Consider the following 17,841-nt stretch of genomic DNA (forward strand, 5'->3'; position numbering starts at 1 on the left):
GAGCCCACAGGAGGAAGCCGCCATGCGCCCGACCCTGACTCACCTGGCCCTGCACGTACCGGACCTGGAGGCCTGCATCGCCTTCTACGAACGCTTCTGCGGCATGCGCGTGATCCACCAGCGCGAGGGCAAGGGCTCGCGCATCGTGTGGATGGCCGAGCCGGGCAAGGAGCACCAGTTCATCTTCGTCATCATGCCCGGCGGCGAGGCCCGCCACCTGGCCAGCGACGACTACAGCCACTTCGGCTTCGCGGTGGACAGCCACGAGAAGGTCGACGTCATCGCCGCCGAGGCCGAGCGCGCCGGCTGCCTGATCTGGGCGCCACGCCAGGAGCCCTACCCTGTTGGCTATTACTGTGGCCTCAGGGATCCATCAGGCAATTACGTCGAGTTCAGCTACGGCCAACCCCTGGGGCCGGGCTCGGAAGACATGCCGATCCCTCAGGCGCCATAGCTTTGCAGCGCTTTTTGTAGGAGCGAACTTGCTCGCGAACCGCCCACGCACCGGAAACAGCGTTCGCGAGCAAGAACCAGGCGTCCCCCTCGCTCCTACGAAAAGCGTGTGGATCGTGCGGGCGCCGGAAACGAAGAAGCCACCCGCGGGTGGCTTCTTCGACGAACCGGGAACGCGCTGGGGTTACCAGGCCTTGCCGGTCTTGTAGAGGTTCTCGTAGCAGAAGTTGGTCGCCTCGATGTAGCCCTCGGCGCTACCGCAGTCGAAGCGCTTGCCCTTGAACTTGTAGGCCAGCACGCAGCCATCCTGGGCCTGCTTCATCAGGGCGTCGGTGATCTGGATCTCGCCACCCTTGCCCGGCTCGGTCTGCTCGATCAGCTCGAAGATGTCCGGGGTCAGGATGTAGCGGCCGATGATCGCCAGGTTCGACGGCGCTTCTTCCGGCTTGGGCTTCTCGACCATGTTGTTCACGCGGTAGATGTCGTCGCGGATCATCTCGCCGGCGATCACGCCGTACTTGTTGGTCTCTTCCGGCGGCACTTCCTGGATGGCCACGATGGAGCAGCGGAACTGGTTGTACAGCTTGACCATCTGCTTCAGGACGCTGTCGCCTTCCAGGTTCAGGCAGAGGTCGTCGGCCAGGACCACGGCGAAGGGCTCGTCGCCGATCAGCGGACGGCCGGTGAGGATGGCGTGGCCCAGGCCCTTCATCTCGATCTGACGGGTGTAGGAGAAGGTGCACTCGTCGATCAGGCGGCGGATACCGACCAGGTACTTTTCCTTGTCGGTGTTGCGGATCTGGGTTTCCAGCTCGTAGCTGATGTCGAAATGGTCTTCCAGCGAACGCTTGCCGCGGCCGGTGACGATGCCGATCTCCGACAGCCCGGCTTCCAGCGCCTCTTCGACGCCGTACTGGATCAGCGGCTTGTTGACGATCGGCAGCATTTCCTTGGGCATGGCCTTGGTGGCCGGGAGGAAGCGGGTGCCGTAGCCGGCAGCCGGGAACAGACATTTCTTGATCATGGAAGTCCTTCGACATGAACGAGGGTGTGAATGGCGCGCAGTCTAATGAGCCCGCGTGCGGCTTACAATGCCCACGCTGCGCGCCCGCCAGCGGAGGCGCAGGCCCGTCGGGAGATGGGCAACGGCTAGTCAGACCGCCGCGGCGCCGGCAAGTTCGACCGATACTGGCAAAAAGTCAGCACCGGCTGCCCTCGGCGACCGTCTGTCGGCCTCGACCTACACACTCTGAAGGACACCGCCACGCCCCGGGCTGACCTGGCTCAGCCTTCCGGCGGATCGTCGCAGCGGAGCGATCCGGCCGTATTGACCGGATAGGGACGAGACCGGATACTGTATTTACATACAGTATTCTAGGATTCCATCTTGCGTCGCTTCTGCCTTCCCCACCACCGGTGCCGACCATGGGCCTCGCCGTAGACCTGGGTGCGCTGCTCGACCAGCGACGCGTCTGGAAAGGCCAGGCCGGCACCGCGCCCAGCGCGGCCCAGCCCACCGGCCACGCCCGTCTGGACGCCCTGCTGCCCGGCGGCGGCTGGCCGGAGTCGGCGCTGAGCGAGATTCTCCATGGCGCCGAGGGCATCGGTGAACTGCAGCTGCTCTGGCCGACCCTGGCGCGCTTGAGCCGCGCCGGCGAGCGCGTGGTGCTGGTGGCGCCGCCGCACATCCCCTACCCCCGCGCCTGGCTGGCGGCCGGCGTCGACTTGCAACACCTGGTGTGGGTCGAGGCCAGTGGCCGCGATGCGCTCTGGTCGACCGAGCAATGCCTGCGTTCGGGTTGCTGCGGCGCCGTGCTGTGCTGGCCGCAGCAGGCCGACGACCGTGCCCTGCGCCGCCTGCAGGTGGCGGCGGAAAGCGGCCAGACGCTGGCCTTCGCCTTTCGCCCGCTGCGCGAGGCGCTCAACCCCTCGCCGGCCGCCCTGCGCCTGGCCCTCGAAGCCCGCCCGGCACAGCTGCGGGTGCTCAAGTGCCGTGGCGGCCTCGCCCCGGCCAGCCCCCTGCCGCTGGCTGCCCTGAACTGAGGTCGCCATGCTCTGGGCCTGCATTCTCCTGCCACAGCTGGCCATGGACGCCGCCCTGCGCCAGCGCAGCGATCCCGAGGCGCCCCTCGCCCTGCTCGCCGGCCCGCCGCAGCGGCGCGTGCTGCAGGCAGTCAACCCGGCGGCCCGCCGGCTCGGCCTGCGTCCCGGCCTGTCGCTGACCGCGGCGCGCGCCCTGTGCCGCGATTTCGACTGCGCCGAGTACGACCAGGCGGCCATCCAGCGCAGCCAGGACCTGCTCGCCGCCTGGGCCTACGGCTTCAGCTCCCAGGTCAGCCAGCATTACCCGCGCGCGCTGCTGTTGGAGGTCGCCTCCAGCCTGGCGCTGTTCGGCCCCTGGCCGCGCTTCGAGGCCCGTCTGCGCGAGGAGCTGCGGGCCCTGGGCTTCAGCCACCGCATCGGCGTGGCGCCCAATCCCGCCGCCGCGCGGGTACTGGTCAACGTCGGCGACGGCCTGCTGGTGGAACGGCCGCAAGCCCTGCGCAGCGCCCTCGGCCGCCTGCCCCTGGAGCGCTGCGGGCTGCCCCGGGAAAGCGTGGCCAGCCTGGCGCGCATGGGCCTGCGCAGCCTGCAGCAACTGCTCGCCCTGCCCCGCGATGGCCTGGCCCGGCGCTTTCCGGCGGAACTGCTGCGACAGGTCGACAGCCTGCTCGGCCAGCGGCCGCTGGCCCTGGACTTCTACCGGCCGCCGGAGCGCTTCGAAAGCCGCATCGAGCTGAACTTCGACGTCGAATCGACCCAGGCCCTGCTCTTCCCCCTGCGTCGCCTGACCGGCGACCTCACCGCCTTCCTCGCCGGGCGCGACAGCGGCGTGCAGCGCTTCGAGCTGTATCTGGAGCACCACGGCCGCAGCGACACCTGCATGCCGGTCGGCCTGCTCAGCGCCGAACGCGAGCCGGCCATGCTCTTCGAGCTGAGCCGCGGCCGCCTGGAGCATTTGCAGTTGCCCGCCGCGGTACACGCCGTGCGCCTGCAGGCCGACGACCTGCCACCCTTCGCCCCCGAATGGCGCCAGCTGTTCGACGAGCGCCCCCAGCAGACGCAGCCCTGGGAGCAGTTGCGCGAACGCCTGCGCGCCCGCCTCGGCGACGAGGCCGTGCATGGCCTGGGCGCCCTCGCCGAGCACCGCCCGGAGCAGGCCTGGCAACCTCGGGAAAGCCCGCGCGCCCTGCCCTTGCCGCCCTGCGGGCCGCGTCCCGGGTGGCTGCTGTTGCAGCCACAGGCGCTGCGCGAAAGCCTGCCCAGGGTGCTCGCCGGGCCGGAGCGCATCGAGTCCGGCTGGTGGGACGGCGCCGACCTGCGCCGCGACTACTACCGGGTGCAGACCCGCGCCGGCCAGCAGGCCTGGGTCTACCGCGAGGTCGGCAGCGAGGGGCCGTGGCTGATCCACGGCTGGTTCGCATGACTCCCGCCTACGCCGAGCTGCACTGCCTGTCGAACTTCAGTTTCCAGCGCGGCGCCTCCAGCGCCAGCGAGCTCTTCGAACGCGCCGCGCGCCTGGGCTACCGCGCCCTGGCGATCACCGACGAATGCAGCCTGGCCGGCATCGTCCGCGCCTGGCAGGCGGCGAAGGAATGCAAGCTGGCACTGATCGTCGGCAGCGAAGTACGCATCGAGGCCGGCCCCAAGCTGGTGCTGCTGGCCGAGAACCTCGCCGGCTACCAGAACCTCTGCCGGCTCATCACCCACGCCCGGCGCCGGGCCGAAAAGGGCAGCTACCGCCTGTTGCGCGAAGACCTGGAAGCCGGCCTGGATGGCCTGTTGGCGATCTGGCTGCCCGACGCACCAACGGATACGGACGGAACCTGGCTGCGCGAACGCTTCCCGCAACGCCTCTGGCTAGGCGTCGAGCTGCACCGCGGCGCGGATGACAGCTCCCGCCTGCAAGCCCTGCTGGCCCAGGCCACCCGCCATGGCATCGCCGCCGTGGCCTGCGGCGACGTGCACATGCACAGCCGCGGCCGCCGCGCCCTGCAGGACTGCATGACGGCCATCCGTCAGCACCTGCCGGTCAGCGAAGCCGGCGCCTATCTGTTTCCCAACGGCGAACGCCACCTGCGCCCGCGGGAAGTATTGGCCGAGCTGTATCCGGCGCAGTTGCTGGAGGAGACGTTGCGGATTGCGGGGCGCTGCAGTTTCGATTTCGAACAACTGCGCTACCAGTATCCCCGCGAACTGGTGCCCGAGGGGCACACGCCGAAGTCCTGGCTATGCCAGATGACCTATGCCGGCATCCGCAGGCGCTGGCCAGAGGGGGCGCGGAAAAAGGTGCTCAAACGCATCGGCAAGGAACTGCTGCTGATCGCCGAACTGGAGTACGAGAACTACTTCCTCACGGTCCACGACATTGTCCAGTTCGCCCGCAGCCAGGGCATTCTCTGCCAGGGGCGTGGCTCGGCCGCCAACTCCGCGGTGTGCTTCGCCCTGGGCATCACCGAACTGGACCCATCGCGCAGCAAGCTGCTTTTCGGCCGCTTCATCTCCCGCGAACGCAACGAGCCACCGGACATCGACGTCGACTTCGAGCACGAGCGGCGCGAAGAGGTCATCCAGTACGTCTTCCGTCGCTATGGCCGCCAGCGTGCAGCCCTGACCGCCGTGGTCAGCAGCTACCGCGGCGCAGGCGCCATGCGCGACATAGCCAAGGCCCTGGGCTTGCCGCCCGACCAGGTGGACGCCCTGGCCGGATGCTGCGGGCGCTGGAGCGAGCAAACGCCACCCGAAGAGCAACTGCGCGAAGCGGGCTTCGATCCACAGAGCCCGGTCATGCGCAGGGTGCTGGCGCTCACCGCCGAGCTGATCGGCTTTCCCCGCCACCTGTCGCAACATCCCGGCGGCTTCGTCATCTCCGAGCAGCCATTGACCAGCCTGGTCCCGGTCGAGAACGCGTCCATGCCCGAACGCACCGTGATCCAGTGGGACAAGGACGATATCGACGCAGTGAAGCTGCTCAAGGTCGACGTACTCGCCCTCGGAATGCTCAGTGCCCTGCGCCGCTGTTTCGACCTGGTGCATCGACTGCGCGGCACGCCGATGAGCATTGCCAACATCCCCCCGGAAGACGCGGCCACCTACGAAATGATCAGCCGCGCCGACGCCATAGGCGTGTTCCAGATCGAGTCCCGCGCACAGATGGCCATGCTGCCGCGGCTACGGCCGAAAACCTTCTACGACCTGGTGATCGAGGTCGCCATAGTCCGCCCGGGCCCGATACAGGGCGACATGGTCCACCCCTACCTGCGACGGCGTAATGGAGAGGAGCCGATCACCTATCCCTCGCCGGCCCTGGAACAGGTGTTCCGCCGCACCCTGGGCGTGCCGCTGTTCCAGGAACAGGTCATGGAGGTCGCGGTAGTGGCCGCCGACTACACCGCCGGCGAAGCCGACGACCTGCGCCGCTCCATGGCCGCTTGGAAACGCCACGGCGGCCTGGAAAAACACCGCCTGCGCCTGACCGCAGGCATGTTGAAGAATGGCTATACCGCCGAATTCGCCGCGCGCATCTTCGAACAGATCAAAGGCTTCGGCAGCTATGGCTTCCCCGAGTCCCACGCCGCCAGCTTCGCCCTGCTCACCTATGCCAGCAGCTGGCTGAAATGCCACGAGCCGGCAGCCTTCGCCTGTGCCCTGGTCAACAGCTGGCCGATGGGCTTCTACAGCCCCGACCAGGTCCTGCAGGATGCCCGTCGCCACGGCGTCGAGGTGCGGCCGGTGGACGTACGCTACAGCCACTGGGACTGCAGCCTGGAGGACAAGGGCGAGGCACAGCCGGCGATCCGCCTGGGGCTGCGCATGGTCCGCGGCTTCCGCGAGGAGCTGGCCCTGCGCATCGTCCAGGCCCGCGGGCGACGGGCCTTCGAAAGCGTCGAGGACCTCAGCTACCGGGCCGGCCTGGACGCCGCGGCCCGCGAACGCCTGGCCGACGCCGGCGCCCTGCGCGGCCTGGCCGGGCACCGCCACCGGGCGCGCTGGGCCGTGGCCGGGGTGGAGCCGCAGCTACCGCTGTTCGCCGGCCAGGATCTGATGACGGAGACCGCGGTGAGCCTGCCGCTGCCCAGCCTGGGCGAAGAAATGCTCACCGACTACGCCAGCCTGGGCACCACCCTCGGCCCGCACCCGCTGAACCTGCTGCGCGGCCAGTTGAAGGCGCTGCGCTGCCGCAGCTCCCGCGAGTTGCCCGGCCTGGAGCACGGCCGGCCGGTCAGCGTCGCCGGGCTGGTCATCGGCCGGCAGCGGCCGCAGACCGCCAGCGGCGTTACCTTCGTCACCCTGGAAGACGAGTTCGGCCTGGTCAACGTGGTGGTCTGGCGCGACCTGGCCGAGCGCCAGCGCCGCGTCTTCCTGCAAGCGCAACTGCTGCAGGTGCGCGGCCGGCTGGAAAGCGAGAGCGGCGTGCGCCACGTGATCGCCGAGCAACTGGTCGACCTGACGCCCCTGCTCAGCGGCCTGGACGTGCCCAGCCGCGATTTCCGCTAGTGGCTCAGCTGGCCAGGCGGTGCAGGTTCCAGCGCACCACGCCCCAGATCGCCAGTTCGTCGCCCTCGCCGATGCGGATCGGCGGGTAGCGGTCGTTGGCCGGCAGCAGCGCGTAGCCGCCATCGATGATGTCCAGGCGGCGGATCAGCGGCTCGCCGTTCACCGCGGCCACCACCACCTCGCCGGAGCTGGCCAGGCAGGCGCGGTCCACCACCAGCAGGTCGTTGTCGTGGATGCCGGCGCCGGTCATACCATCGCCATGTGCGCGGACTATGTAGGTATGGGGGGTGTGCAGCTCGAGCAGGTCATCCAGCGACCGCGGCTGCGCCTGAAGGAGCGCCGACGGATCGGCGGCGGCAGGAAGGAAAGCGGTATGAGACATGACGGGGCATCCTCGGAATACTGTACATACATACAGATACCAGAAACAATGTGAACCCGGCAAGCCATTCCCCACTCCATTGACAGCCGCCGGCAAGCGCGCCGGCGTGGTCTATCCTTCGTGTGGGGGCGAGGAGTTTCAGCATGAATCCTGGCACGTTCGTCACACTCATGATTTTCGGCTGGCTGCTGCTGGCGGGCGTCACCCTGTGGGCCTTCCTGCGCGTGCCCATGCGCCGGGCCCGGCTGCATTCGCGCAGCGAGGCCCAGGCCCACCCCCACGAGGCGCCGGCGCCCCAGGCGCAGCCGCAGGCGGCCCCGCGCAGGCGCCATGCCGGCTGGCTAACGTGGAGTCATCGCTGAGGCGGCAGCAGGCCGCCGTCATTCAGGCTTTTCGGAAACCCCGCACAGGCCCCTCCCCCGGCTTTCTCGCCCGACGGGCGAGGCTGGACAGCCCCGGAGCAGGCCGGCTCCCCCGGCTACCCGACCTCAGGCCAGGCGAATGTCCGCGCCGGTGACCTCGTCGCGCAGGGCGCGCAATTCGGCTGCATCCTGGTTCAGGTGGTGGATGGCCTTGAGCAACCGCTGGCGCAGCAGTTCGTCGGGCACTTGCTCCACGGCGCGCATCACTTCGATGGCAGTGGCTTCGTTGTTGCTGGCTACCGAGTCCAGCACCTTGCGGATGTTGCGGGCTGCACGTTGCACGTCAGGTCCTCATGACAAAGTGCGAGCACCCTAGGACAACAATATTTCTCAAAGATTTCAGCGAGTTGCATTCTGACCAATGGTCAAGCGCAGGCCCCGTGCGCAAGCCGGCGGATGACGCGGCGGCAGGCATCGGCGGCGCGGCCGATTGTCACGCTGCCGAATCGGGAAGCTGGGAATGCAGAGGGGGATTCTGGTGCTCGGAGCGGGACTCGAACCCGCAAGACCGTGAGGCCGGCGCATTTTAAGTGCGCTGTGTCTACCAATTTCACCATCCGAGCCGGGCGGGCATTGCCGAGGCCGGAAGAGCGCGGCCACCGGGCAATGTGGAAGGGCCGAGACTATACCGAGTCGACTCGTTGCGGTAAAGCCGGGACCACGGGCGTAAGCGCTTGATGGCACAGCCGATTCCTTTCTTTCCGAGCGCCCTGCACAAGGGACTAGTCGGAATTACCGGCTTTTTGCCATCTCCCCTGTCGCATAAGCTGCCCACCCACGGGGCGGAAGGGAAGCCGACTCCGTCTTGGGCCGCATTACCCCGGATGCGGCCGCTTTTTCTTCCGCCACCTTCCCTGGACAGCCGAGCAGCGTGAACCCAATCACATAACCGTCGAAAAGCCAGCACAGAGCCATCATCGGTACAAGACTTTGACGTTCAGTGGATCACGAAACGCCAAACAGGAGAGGTCCGATGAGGCAACGTATTGCCACCCGCGTGGGCAGGTCCCTGGTCGTCATCGAAACCAAGGACATCACGCATTTCAGCGCGGAAGAAAAGTATGTGACGGCCTTCACCGCCAAGGGACGCATCCATTTCGACGCCACCCTGAAGGCCCTGGAAATCGAGTTCGCGGAGGAGTTCATCCGCATCCATCGCAGCCACCTGGTGCGCCGCAGCCTGGTCAGCAACCTGCGCTGGGACGCCTATTCGGCCAGCATCGGCATCGACGGCACGGAAACCCGCCTGCCCCTGAGCCGCCAGCGCGTCGGCGTGGTCCGCAACCTGCTGCGGGCCCGCGGCGGAGCGACCGTGATCGCCACCCTGGACGGGTCGCTGCCACCTTCCATGCTGGCCAGCCCGCAGACAGCCCCTGCCCTGCGGGCTGGCTGACGAAAGAGCGTATCGCTCGACCGCCTGCAATATCAAAGCAACATCACGCTTCTATACTGCATGAAGGCTGACGGACCGGCCCCCATCGGTAGTACGAAGAAGCCTCGCCTCGCCGCGGGGCTTTTTCCTTTCCGCTATCCATCGTTCGAGTGAAAACTTGCATCAGCTCAAGGTATGAGCGATTCGCATACATGCAATCGAGGATGTATGTTTATTTCGCTGTCGCGTAATGGCAATATGCCTGGCCCTCTTGCTGAGGACATGGCCGGCCGAGCAGGGACGCGACGGCCAGCCACTCGCCCTTCTCAGCGCGCCACCCTGCCGCGCAATCCCCAGAGCAGCAGTCCGATGGCGACGATGATCGCCAGGCCGACGCTGACGAAACCAAGGGTCACCAGCAGCTCCTGCCAGGGCTCCCCGCTATGCCCAGCGGCGGTGACGGGCGACATGGCCGCAGTGCCGAAAACCGCGGCGAGCAACGTAAAGGCCCAATTGGCATAGGCGCCGTAGAGCAATGCGCAGAAAGTGACACCCAGCCACCTGCGCGACAGCGCCACCTCACCCCAGATCGCCCCCAGCGCCAGCAACAGCAGGCCATTGAGGATGCCCTCCAGGTGGGCCGCCAGGACCATGCGCGGATTGCTCAACTGCGCCTCGACCAGCCCGGTGAGCAGGCCGAGCAACAGCAGCAGCAAGCCGTGCCAGAGCAACCGCCGATTCACGCCAGCCATGCCGGGCCCCTCCGCGATCGGGCTTTCCCTTCACTCTAGACGGCGCGGCCTAGCGCAGCGGCAACCAGCCGGGCGCGATGTTTTCGTACGGGAGCAACAGGTAGACCGCCAGATAGCAGGCGATGAAAAGACAGGCGGCGGCCACGACGAGCCATTCGAAGCGCGACATCTCTCATCCTTGAGCAGCGCAATTCCAAAGTGCCAGTATGCCACGGCGAACCATGGATGGCATCCGGCATTCAGCGGCAGGCAAGGAAACGAGCGGCGCAGCGCCGGGCCCGGTAGAATTCCGCCGCCCCGGGAACCGGAACGGCTACGGCCGGTCTGACACCGCCAGCGAATTCACATTGCGGATCGCCCTGCGATCCGGACGCTCCATCGACCATCCCGGGCGGCAAGCCTGCCGCCCTTCATCCCTCGAGGTTAGCAATATGCGCAAAGCACTCCCCGCCCTGGCCCTGAGCCTGCTCTTCGCCCAAGCCGCCATGGCTGGCGGCGGTACCCAGGCAGCCGTCGGCGGTGGCCTGGGTGGCGCCCTGGGCAACGTCGTCGGCCAGCAACTGGGCGGCAGCACCGGTGCCGCGATCGGCGCCGGCGTCGGCGGCGCGGCAGGTAGCGCGGCCACCGCCAAGAAAGGCAGGAAGACCAAGGCCGCCATCGGTGGCGGCCTGGGCGCCGCCGGTGGCTCGCTCATCGGCAACAAGCTCGGCGGCAGCACCGGCGCGGCCATCGGCGCCGGCCTGGGCGGCGCGGCGGGCGGCGCCCTCGGCGGCAAGAAGTAAATCCAGCGCCGCACTGGAATGCCGAAGCCCCGTGGGTGCGAACCCACGGGGCTTTTTCGTGTGCGCCGCAAGGGCAGCACGCCTGCTCCGAGGAGACGAAGCCGTGTTCTCTCCGGTGGCCTGATTTTCTGCATCGATCCCAGTTCGACGAGCGGTAGTGGATCATTTCACCCATCACCCAGGCTCGCCGGAATCATCGTTTTCCTCGTCGACCACATACAACCTGACCTTTGGAACGCCCAGGCTGTCGACCTTGCTGTAAATCTCAGCCCAGTGCTCTTTCGTCAGCGAAGGGCACATCACCGGAGCGTGAAGATACATGCCGTGCTTGCGGATAGCCGGCAGGGCCTGAAGTAGCCTTTTGACCTTATGCGCCACTCGCAGAAATGAGCGACCGTCCTGCACCACCTAACAGGCCCAGGAAAGGATATATAAATAGTTTTTTTGAAGCACAGCTTCGTAATGGCCGCGCTCCCTAGACCCTTATGATTTCAGCGCAAAGAAAGGCGGATGTAGAGCTCGCCTCGTCAGTTCGGGATAATGAAGTTTTATTGTTCATAAGAAATCGCAACTTCTTTTCTGTTCAGACTTGGCCTGACGAGGAGAACAACACTGTAAAATCCAGAGCATCCATTGATGGGCAGCGGTGGCGTTACTGGCGGGGAGACACAGGTTACGACTATCTATTTCAGCAATTCTCAGCGGATGCCTAACAGATACTCAATGACCTAGATAGCCGGAACCCTGATTATTAGCGCGCTGCCCACCAAAGCCCCTTTAGCTCCACCGCCGCCACCACAACCACCCAAAAACGACTGATCAAATAATCAAGGATCGGCCATGTACTTCAAAACAGCCACGTTCATCGATCTAGTCCAGTGGCTATGGGACAACGCGGCTTCAGGCATCTGGAGCACCTTCTGCGTCTGGGCCATAGTCCGCTTACTCCGCAAGGCTCAGTGGATCGCAAAATGGCTCACAAATAGAGCTCCTGCTTTCCTCCGCAAGGTGCGACTTAAGCGCTCGAATTGGATTCGCAATTCTTTCAGGCACCTGAAACTAAGAAACCTTAGGTGGATCCGCAAGCATCGCTTCGACACAGCGTGGATCGGACGTGAAGTCAGCCGAGGCCACACCTCTCAGATTCTGTTTTTACTTTGGCTTGGGCTATGGGTTCTCGCAATGGGACTACGAGACTCATTCATTTTTTCCGATGTGCCGCTCGCACGTACACCAGGGGTAGCCGTGTTGGTTGCATGTCCAATGTACCTGTTCGAGATTGCCTGGATACGCTACTCCGGCCGGGCGGAAGAAATCATAAAGTATCGCCAATCCGTTAAAATCTGGCGATTTAGACACTGAACTCCTGAAACAACTAGGTCCACACTAGGCGCTTCAGGCTCGGGCGCAACGCAAAAGGTTGCAGCGTCATCCGAGCAACTTGTCCCACGGAAGATTCCCAGACAGGTATCCAGCAGCAAGCATGATGCCGATCAGCCAGAGCGCCCAGAAGCGCGGCGGCGACAGCTTGTCAGTCATGATTCGCACCTCGCGAATGATCTTGCTAAGATCCACGAATGTTCTGCTCCTTGGGTCTGACAAGGGGTGGAAATAGAAACCCTCGTGAGCCGGCCAGCTCTCGGGGGTTTGTTTTTTGGCCGGTGAGCAAATCGTGCCGTCACGACCTGCCAGGACAAAACCCTACAGGGGGTGACGCTCATTGCCGTGTACTTCACTTTCGCTTCGGTATGCGCCCAGTGTCTTTTGGAAAGGGCGAAAATTCACTCGCCGAACCTTGTAGCTGTGAGAGCTACAGGGCATAGCTTCTCTCTTGATCCGCAACCCGGCTTTTAATCAGGTTTAAAGAACGTATCGCCAGAAACGACGAAGCCCGCGCTAGGCGGGCTTTTCGTTGGGCTTGGGGTTAGGCCGCTTGTGGGTAGATCAGCCGGAGCTGGCCCGGCAGCCCGAACGCCTGCATGCATCTGACTTCGAAGTCCTTGCGGTCAACCGAGCTATCCGCGATCAGCGTGACCTTGCGGATTTGCTGGTCGAGCCAATCACGGCCTCCGTCGGTCAGCCTGCGCTGTCTACGGCAGTACTTTTCGTACAGAACCTAGGCCCAGAGGTTTGGGCCAAGTGCTGATCCAGCAACCATGCGGGCTTCAGCCGAATTTACCCTGCATTCAGGGCCAGGCAGGCCCAGCCTCTAGCCAAAGGTCTACGCTGAAACCTCTGCCCAGGAGGTTGCCATGGCCGACTCCCCCTCCCCGCCCTACTCTACCGCCTCAACCTGAACATCAACGCCATCGGCTCGGCTGTCGAGGAGCTGGCGATTTGGGTTGAGCAACCAGGCTCAACCGAAACCTCGAACGCCGTGAAGCTCCATCTGGAGACGCTGATCGAGAACGCGGACGCCATGGCAGGCGCCATGGCCGATCTGGCAATCCAGGAAGCCAAATCCGATCCTGAGTAGCTGCACAGAAAGCCAGCATTGAATCTAGTGCCACTATTAGCTACAGTTTGCCATACGCCAATGACGCACGAAGAAACGGATGATCTTCATCGAAACGCCAGTCTTCACGAAGCGGATTCTCGCGCTAGTAGACGATGAGACCTATCGCAAGCTTCAGGAAGACCTAACGCTCCACCCGGACGCCGGAGCAGTCATTGAAGGCACAGGTGGCGTGCGCAAGATTCGCATTGCTGCCAATGGCCACGGGAAAAGAGGCGGCGCCCGGGTCATCTACTACCACTTCACATCCGCCTCTCAAATTGCATTCCTGCTGGTCTATGACAAGACATCGCAGGAGGACCTGACTGCCGATCAGAAAAAGGTACTTCGGCAGATCGTTGAGAACTGGAGATAGCCATGGACAAAGAACTCTTCGCTGAACTGGTCGAAAGCGTGACCCAGATGGACGAGATCGTGCGCGGCGAACGTCAACCTTCCCGCGAATTCCACATCGACGCCGTGAAGGTTCGCGAAATCCGCCGCGCCACTGGCCTGTCCCAGGCCAAATTCGCCCGGAAAATCAATGTTGCTGTCGGCACGCTGCGCAATTGGGAGCAAGGGCGCCGCGATCCCGAGGGGCCTGCTCGCGCGCTGCTCCGAGCCATCGATAATGATCCGGTCCATGTTCTAGCTGCCCTGAATGGCGGCCCGCGAGAAGACTAACTCTTCCGCTGCCCCCGCGCCGGCCTAGTGCCGAGCTTTTCGTTTCTGCCAGCCCTTCCCTCCCGGCTCTGCTCTGAGCTGATGACCGCCCTGCCCCGGCTCTGAATCCGTTGTAGAGCCGGCCATAGCAGCCTCACATTAAATTGTAGTGCCACCTTTGGCCCGTAGTTTGCTCGGGAGAGCCGCATGGCTCGCACGAAGGTTCCTTTCGCCAGGGTGGCGATGCTCAGCCTGGCGCTGAGCATTTCGACCTCGTGCGCCCAGTTGGCAGCAGCCCTCAAATTGGACAGCCAGAAGGCCGGCAAGCAGCATCAGCAACAAGAGCTTGCCCAAAAGGCCAAGATTCGTGAGGACATCAAGCGTGCCATGGCCGCTCTCGGCCAATTGTGCGATAAGTGCCGGATTCGCTGCTCAACGAGCAGCCCTTCACCGAGATCGTGCAGACCTTACGCCAGCTAGAAGAGGCCGTGCCTGCCGATAGCACCCTATCTGGCCTACCCGTGATCGGTGAAGAATACGACGCCCTGCGCCGAAACCTGGCCAAAGTCCGCGCCATGGCTGTTCAGAACGAGATCCTCTTCAACACCCTCCCGGAAGTATTCCAGAGCGATGTCAGCAGCGAAGGGCTCAAGGCCTTGGCTGACCTCGGCACCGAACGTCTATATCGCCTGGTGAGTTGATCACCAGGATGGCGGTCATCGTAGGGTTCAATCCCGAAACCTACACCGAACTCTTCCAGGACGTCCTGAAGGATTATCAGCGACAGGATGTTGAGCACCGGATAGGTGCGTTCGATCTTCCGGCGGAGCCGGATGAAGGACATCCGCGACACACGATACTGACAGCGGCTTACGGTGACGATGGTACGCGACGCAATGGACCTAACCTACCTGACCGGCCAGCGTACTGGGCTGGGCACCTTCATTGATGACCTGCTGGAGCGCCGCAAGTTGGCCGGCATCACGAGTTCACGGTTGATCACCAACCCCGACGGGGTGCGGTTGAGCTACGCCATGTTGCGCAATCGGTGGCAGGAGTCTAGAGCGGCCGCCATGCAGGCTGCGATCGATGCTGGAGACTCTCCCCTCGCCCATCGAATCAAGCAGTTCAGGTTCAGCGATATCCAACCGAAGGCGGCAAGCGAAATCGATGACCTGACCGACGCCAGCAAACTACTCGGGCACTCCAAGGAGCAAATTACGAAGACCGTTTATCGGCGTGTCGGCGAGGTTGTCAGCCCGACACGTTGACGCGCGGATAGTGGAAATGATTCTGAAATAGTGGAAATCGCCGGGCTTACAGCAGGCAAAGAAAAAGCCCCGTAGACCTTGATCTACGGGGCTTTTCTATTGGAGGCTGAGGTCGGAATCGAACCGGCGTTCACGGATTTGCAATCCGCTGCATAACCACTCTGCTACTCAGCCTTTTAACCTGGCAAACCGCGCTGCGGCTTGCTGCAATTCTGTTCGGCCTGGCTTTATTTCAAGCTCTAACCTATTGATTACACAGAGTTTTCATCGCTCTGCGCTTTCGATGGGCGGGATTATGGACTAATGGGACAAGGCTGGCAACACCTGAGATTAAATTTCTTCATTGCCGGCTGCAGGGGCGGAAGCGGGCCCATGAAGGCCACAAACTCGACGCAACCCCGAATAGCTGCGGCAGGCCATCCGGCACCGAGCGCCCACCCTGGCGAAGATGGGCACTCTGCTGGAACAGGATCGAAACGGCGGCAGCTACCCTACCCGCCGCCACAGCAACCTGGCGGTACGCGCCTCGGGGGTGCCCTCCTCCAGGCGTGCGCTGAGCGCCAGGACGTCGCCTTCCAGTTGCGCGATGCGCCGTTGGCTGCCGCCCTCCCAGTTGGGGAACAGGCTGTGGCGCACGTGGTGCAGCACGGTGTCGCCCTGCACTTCGTAGCCGCCTGCGTAGGTCAGGTAGCTGCCGTAGGCGGCGGCCTTCTCCGCGTCGCTGGCCGACCATTGTCCGCCGCTGCGGAACGGCTCGCGGTTCTTCCTGGCGACCACGCAGAACATGCCGTGCGGCCCGTATTCGATGAAGCCCTCCAGTTCCACGCCCATCGGGTGGACCACGCGGCCGTCGTCGTAGAGCTGTTCCCAGGCGAGGATTTCCCAGCGGCCGTGGATGTCTGTTGCGTTCATGCGGTCACTCCGCTGCATTGGTGAGGAAGTCGATCAACAGGCGGGTGAAGTCCCGCGCCCGCTCGATCTGCACCCAGTGCCCGCACTCGCCGAACACGTGCAGTTGCGCATGGGGGATCAGGCGCAGCAGGCGCTCGGAGACCTCCAGCGGTATCACCCGGTCGTCGCGGCCATGGATCAGCAGGGTCTGCTGGGGCAGCTCGCGCAGCGCCGCCTCGGGCAGCGCGAGCATCTCCACGCCCTGCTGGCGCGGCGCGGGGAACAGCCGCGCGAAGCGCGTTTGCACGTCGTCGCGGATGCTCGCCTCGTAGCGCATGCGCACCAGGTCGTCGTTGATCAGCGAATGGTCGTAGGCGAACACGCCCATCAGCTCGCCCATGGCCTGCAGCGAGGGCTGGTAGCCCCAGACCTTCTCCAGGCCCTCGGTGATGGGGAACGAGAGCCCCGCCGAACCCATCAGCACCAGGCGCTTCACCCGCTGCGGGTGGCGCTGGGCCAGGGCCAGGGCGATGGCGCCGCCGAAGGAGTTGCCGACCACCGAGACGCTGGCGATGTCCAGGGCGTCGAGCAGGCCGGTCAGCTGGTTGACCCAGGCTTCGGGGTCCAGCCGGCGGCCGGCCGGGCACTGGGTGTAGCCGAAACCGATCATGTCCGGGGCGATCACCCGGGCGCGCGCGGAGAGTTCGGGGATCACCCCGCGCCAGTTGGCCCAGGCGGTGACGCCCGGGCCGGAGCCGTGGATCAGCAGGATCGGTTCGCCCTTGCCCTGGTCGTGGTAGTTGATGGTGCAGTCGCCGATGCGAAGGCTGTTGGCGATTTCTGGCGATGTCCGGGTAGTCATTGTCTGGCCTTTGCGGTCTGGCTGGTGGTAACGACGGGAGCACGCATGCCCTGCGCGGCCAGGCGCTTGAGAATCTGCCTGGCCTCCTCGCGCTTGTCCGGCGGCAGCCAGGTGCGGTCGTGCCCCCACAGGCTCATGCCCTGCAGTTCTTCCACCTCCCAGTCGGGGCCGATGGTGCGCCCGGCCCAGCCGAGTTCGAACATCCAGCCGTCGGGGTTCTTCAGGTAGAAGGAGGTGACGTGGTCGTTGATGTGCCGGCCGAGGGTGACGCCGATGCACTCGGGGTCGGCCAGCGCCATGTCGTAGGCCCGCCCGAGGTCGTCGAAGTCGTTGTACTCCAGCATCATGTGGTAGATCTTCGCCGGCCCGCCGGTGTGGGCGATGCCCAGGGTGTGGTGGCGCGGGTTGACGTGGAGGAACTCGACGCGGAACGGCGCCCGGGCGCGGTCGCTGACCTTGAAGCCCAGCACCTCCTTGTAGAGGTGGCACATCTGCTCGAAGTGCGCGGTGATCAGCGCCACGTGGCCGATGCCCAGCTCGCCGGTGCGGAAACCGCCCAGCGGGCGCCCCGGCACGAAGGGGCTGGCGGCGTCGGCCAGGCCCCAGGCCACCTCGATGCGCACGCCGTCGGGGTCGCGGAAATGCAGCATCCCGGCGACGCCGCGCAGGGCGTTCTCCTGCGCCGTGCCGCGGGTCACCGGGTAGCCCGCCGCCGTCAACGCCTGGGCGGCCTGCTCCAGTTCCTCCGCGTCCCCGACCTCGAAGCCCATGCCCATGCTGGGTTCGCCTTCGCAGGCTTCGAGCAGCAGGCGCTGGACCTTCTGGTCGGCGCGCAGGCGCACGCAGCGCCCCGGCTCGACCACCTCCACCTGCAGGCCGATGTGTTCCGCCGCCTGCTTCTGCCAGGCCGGCAGGTTGGGTGTGCCGACTATCACGTAGCTCAGTGCCCTGATCATGCTT

At 64.9% G+C, this 17,841-nt stretch carries 19 protein-coding genes and 2 tRNA genes; 11 read left to right on the forward strand and 10 right to left on the reverse strand.

Annotated features, from left to right (window positions below; all coding sequences use genetic code 11):
• The first annotated feature begins 22 nt into the window (after positions 1-22).
• Positions 23-454, forward strand: a complete 432-nt coding sequence (locus PM1_RS16885) for a VOC family protein (protein ID WP_009619950.1) — start codon at positions 23-25, stop codon at positions 452-454.
• 183 nt (positions 455-637) lie between these two features.
• On the opposite strand, the gene galU is transcribed toward PM1_RS16885, so the two are convergent.
• Positions 638-1,477: a UTP--glucose-1-phosphate uridylyltransferase GalU gene (galU, locus tag PM1_RS16890; protein ID WP_009619948.1), complete on the reverse strand. Its 840-nt coding sequence runs from the start codon at positions 1,475-1,477 to the stop codon at positions 638-640.
• A 401-nt stretch (positions 1,478-1,878) separates the two neighbouring features.
• Between galU and imuA the strand changes: the two genes are divergently transcribed.
• The 3 genes from imuA to PM1_RS16905 are packed head-to-tail and all read left to right on the forward strand — an operon-like array spanning position 1,879 to position 6,990.
• Positions 1,879-2,496, forward strand: a complete 618-nt coding sequence (imuA, locus tag PM1_RS16895) for a translesion DNA synthesis-associated protein ImuA (RefSeq protein WP_009619946.1) — start codon at positions 1,879-1,881, stop codon at positions 2,494-2,496.
• A gap of 7 nt (positions 2,497-2,503) precedes the next feature.
• Positions 2,504-3,919, forward strand: coding sequence for a Y-family DNA polymerase (locus PM1_RS16900; protein ID WP_009619944.1), 1,416 nt, complete (start codon positions 2,504-2,506; stop codon positions 3,917-3,919).
• Positions 3,916-6,990, forward strand: a complete 3,075-nt coding sequence (locus PM1_RS16905; protein WP_009619941.1) for an error-prone DNA polymerase — start codon at positions 3,916-3,918, stop codon at positions 6,988-6,990. Before PM1_RS16900 ends, PM1_RS16905 begins: the two co-directional genes overlap by 4 nt.
• Positions 6,991-6,994: 4 nt before the next feature.
• Here the strand turns inward: PM1_RS16905 and PM1_RS16910 are convergent, their stop codons facing one another.
• Positions 6,995-7,372, reverse strand: coding sequence for a LexA family protein (locus PM1_RS16910; RefSeq protein WP_009619939.1), 378 nt, complete (start codon positions 7,370-7,372; stop codon positions 6,995-6,997).
• Positions 7,373-7,515: 143 nt separating this feature from the next.
• Here PM1_RS16910 and PM1_RS16915 point away from each other — a divergent pair, with 143 nt between their 5' ends.
• Positions 7,516-7,734 (forward strand): hypothetical protein, encoded by a 219-nt coding sequence (locus tag PM1_RS16915; RefSeq protein WP_009619937.1) that lies wholly within the window; start codon positions 7,516-7,518, stop codon positions 7,732-7,734.
• Positions 7,735-7,860: 126 nt separating this feature from the next.
• Here PM1_RS16915 and PM1_RS16920 read toward each other — a convergent pair whose 3' ends face one another.
• Positions 7,861-8,076: a hypothetical protein gene (locus PM1_RS16920; protein WP_009619935.1), complete on the reverse strand. Its 216-nt coding sequence runs from the start codon at positions 8,074-8,076 to the stop codon at positions 7,861-7,863.
• Between the two features lie 194 nt (positions 8,077-8,270).
• A tRNA-Leu gene (locus PM1_RS16925) sits at positions 8,271-8,357 on the reverse strand.
• Positions 8,358-8,767: 410 nt separating this feature from the next.
• Here PM1_RS16925 and PM1_RS16930 point away from each other — a divergent pair.
• Complete coding sequence (locus PM1_RS16930; RefSeq protein ID WP_009619934.1) at positions 8,768-9,187, forward strand: LytR/AlgR family response regulator transcription factor; 420 nt, start codon at positions 8,768-8,770, stop codon at positions 9,185-9,187.
• A gap of 305 nt (positions 9,188-9,492) precedes the next feature.
• Here PM1_RS16930 and PM1_RS16935 read toward each other — a convergent pair whose 3' ends face one another.
• Positions 9,493-9,918, reverse strand: a complete 426-nt coding sequence (locus PM1_RS16935) for a hypothetical protein (protein WP_009619932.1) — start codon at positions 9,916-9,918, stop codon at positions 9,493-9,495.
• Positions 9,919-10,349: 431 nt separating this feature from the next.
• Between PM1_RS16935 and PM1_RS16940 the strand changes: the two genes are divergently transcribed.
• Positions 10,350-10,700, forward strand: a complete 351-nt coding sequence (locus PM1_RS16940; RefSeq protein ID WP_009619928.1) for a hypothetical protein — start codon at positions 10,350-10,352, stop codon at positions 10,698-10,700.
• A gap of 174 nt (positions 10,701-10,874) precedes the next feature.
• On the opposite strand, the gene PM1_RS16945 is transcribed toward PM1_RS16940, so the two are convergent.
• Entirely contained in the window at positions 10,875-11,078 is a 204-nt protein-coding gene (locus PM1_RS16945; RefSeq protein ID WP_024128400.1) for a hypothetical protein, read from the reverse strand.
• A gap of 2,177 nt (positions 11,079-13,255) precedes the next feature.
• Between PM1_RS16945 and PM1_RS16950 the strand changes: the two genes are divergently transcribed.
• The 4 genes from PM1_RS16950 to PM1_RS16965 all read left to right on the forward strand — a co-directional run bounded on the left by PM1_RS16950 (position 13,256) and on the right by PM1_RS16965 (position 15,128).
• Positions 13,256-13,570, forward strand: coding sequence for a type II toxin-antitoxin system RelE/ParE family toxin (locus tag PM1_RS16950; protein ID WP_009619926.1), 315 nt, complete (start codon positions 13,256-13,258; stop codon positions 13,568-13,570).
• Between the two features lie 2 nt (positions 13,571-13,572).
• Positions 13,573-13,878: a helix-turn-helix domain-containing protein gene (locus tag PM1_RS16955; protein WP_009619925.1), complete on the forward strand. Its 306-nt coding sequence runs from the start codon at positions 13,573-13,575 to the stop codon at positions 13,876-13,878.
• Positions 13,879-14,273: 395 nt separating this feature from the next.
• Entirely contained in the window at positions 14,274-14,558 is a 285-nt protein-coding gene (locus tag PM1_RS16960) for a hypothetical protein (protein WP_009619924.1), read from the forward strand.
• Between the two features lie 195 nt (positions 14,559-14,753).
• Positions 14,754-15,128, forward strand: a complete 375-nt coding sequence (locus tag PM1_RS16965) for an integrase (protein ID WP_024128396.1) — start codon at positions 14,754-14,756, stop codon at positions 15,126-15,128.
• A 100-nt stretch (positions 15,129-15,228) separates the two neighbouring features.
• Here the strand turns inward: PM1_RS16965 and PM1_RS16970 are convergent.
• The 4 genes from PM1_RS16970 to PM1_RS16985 form a co-directional block, all read right to left on the reverse strand.
• Positions 15,229-15,302: transfer RNA gene (locus PM1_RS16970), tRNA-Cys, on the reverse strand.
• Between the two features lie 312 nt (positions 15,303-15,614).
• Entirely contained in the window at positions 15,615-16,040 is a 426-nt protein-coding gene (locus PM1_RS16975; RefSeq protein WP_009619921.1) for a lipocalin-like domain-containing protein, read from the reverse strand.
• A 4-nt stretch (positions 16,041-16,044) separates the two neighbouring features.
• Positions 16,045-16,881 carry an alpha/beta fold hydrolase gene (locus tag PM1_RS16980; protein ID WP_009619920.1) on the reverse strand — a complete coding sequence of 279 codons (837 nt, stop codon included), beginning with the start codon at positions 16,879-16,881 and terminating at the stop codon, positions 16,045-16,047.
• Positions 16,878-17,837: a VOC family protein gene (locus tag PM1_RS16985; protein WP_009619919.1), complete on the reverse strand. Its 960-nt coding sequence runs from the start codon at positions 17,835-17,837 to the stop codon at positions 16,878-16,880. Before PM1_RS16985 ends, PM1_RS16980 begins: the two co-directional genes overlap by 4 nt.
• Positions 17,838-17,841 lie beyond the last annotated feature (4 nt).

The sequence above is a fragment of the Pseudomonas sp. M1 genome (assembly GCF_022760135.1).
Lineage (GTDB): Bacteria > Pseudomonadota > Gammaproteobacteria > Pseudomonadales > Pseudomonadaceae > Pseudomonas > Pseudomonas citronellolis.

Coding starts and splice junctions, on each gene's coding strand:
- PM1_RS16975 (WP_009619921.1), bottom strand. CDS start 16,040: ATGAACGCAACAGACATCCACGGCCGCTGGGAAATCCTCGCCTGGGAA.
- PM1_RS16900 (WP_009619944.1), top strand. CDS start 2,504: ATGCTCTGGGCCTGCATTCTCCTGCCACAGCTGGCCATGGACGCCGCC.
- galU (WP_009619948.1), bottom strand. CDS start 1,477: ATGATCAAGAAATGTCTGTTCCCGGCTGCCGGCTACGGCACCCGCTTC.
- PM1_RS16905 (WP_009619941.1), top strand. CDS start 3,916: ATGACTCCCGCCTACGCCGAGCTGCACTGCCTGTCGAACTTCAGTTTC.
- PM1_RS16950 (WP_009619926.1), top strand. CDS start 13,256: ATGATCTTCATCGAAACGCCAGTCTTCACGAAGCGGATTCTCGCGCTA.
- PM1_RS16910 (WP_009619939.1), bottom strand. CDS start 7,372: ATGTCTCATACCGCTTTCCTTCCTGCCGCCGCCGATCCGTCGGCGCTC.
- PM1_RS16930 (WP_009619934.1), top strand. CDS start 8,768: ATGAGGCAACGTATTGCCACCCGCGTGGGCAGGTCCCTGGTCGTCATC.
- PM1_RS16955 (WP_009619925.1), top strand. CDS start 13,573: ATGGACAAAGAACTCTTCGCTGAACTGGTCGAAAGCGTGACCCAGATG.
- PM1_RS16915 (WP_009619937.1), top strand. CDS start 7,516: ATGAATCCTGGCACGTTCGTCACACTCATGATTTTCGGCTGGCTGCTG.
- PM1_RS16940 (WP_009619928.1), top strand. CDS start 10,350: ATGCGCAAAGCACTCCCCGCCCTGGCCCTGAGCCTGCTCTTCGCCCAA.
- PM1_RS16980 (WP_009619920.1), bottom strand. CDS start 16,881: ATGACTACCCGGACATCGCCAGAAATCGCCAACAGCCTTCGCATCGGC.
- PM1_RS16935 (WP_009619932.1), bottom strand. CDS start 9,918: ATGGCTGGCGTGAATCGGCGGTTGCTCTGGCACGGCTTGCTGCTGCTG.
- imuA (WP_009619946.1), top strand. CDS start 1,879: ATGGGCCTCGCCGTAGACCTGGGTGCGCTGCTCGACCAGCGACGCGTC.
- PM1_RS16965 (WP_024128396.1), top strand. CDS start 14,754: ATGGACCTAACCTACCTGACCGGCCAGCGTACTGGGCTGGGCACCTTC.
- PM1_RS16985 (WP_009619919.1), bottom strand. CDS start 17,837: ATGATCAGGGCACTGAGCTACGTGATAGTCGGCACACCCAACCTGCCG.
- PM1_RS16885 (WP_009619950.1), top strand. CDS start 23: ATGCGCCCGACCCTGACTCACCTGGCCCTGCACGTACCGGACCTGGAG.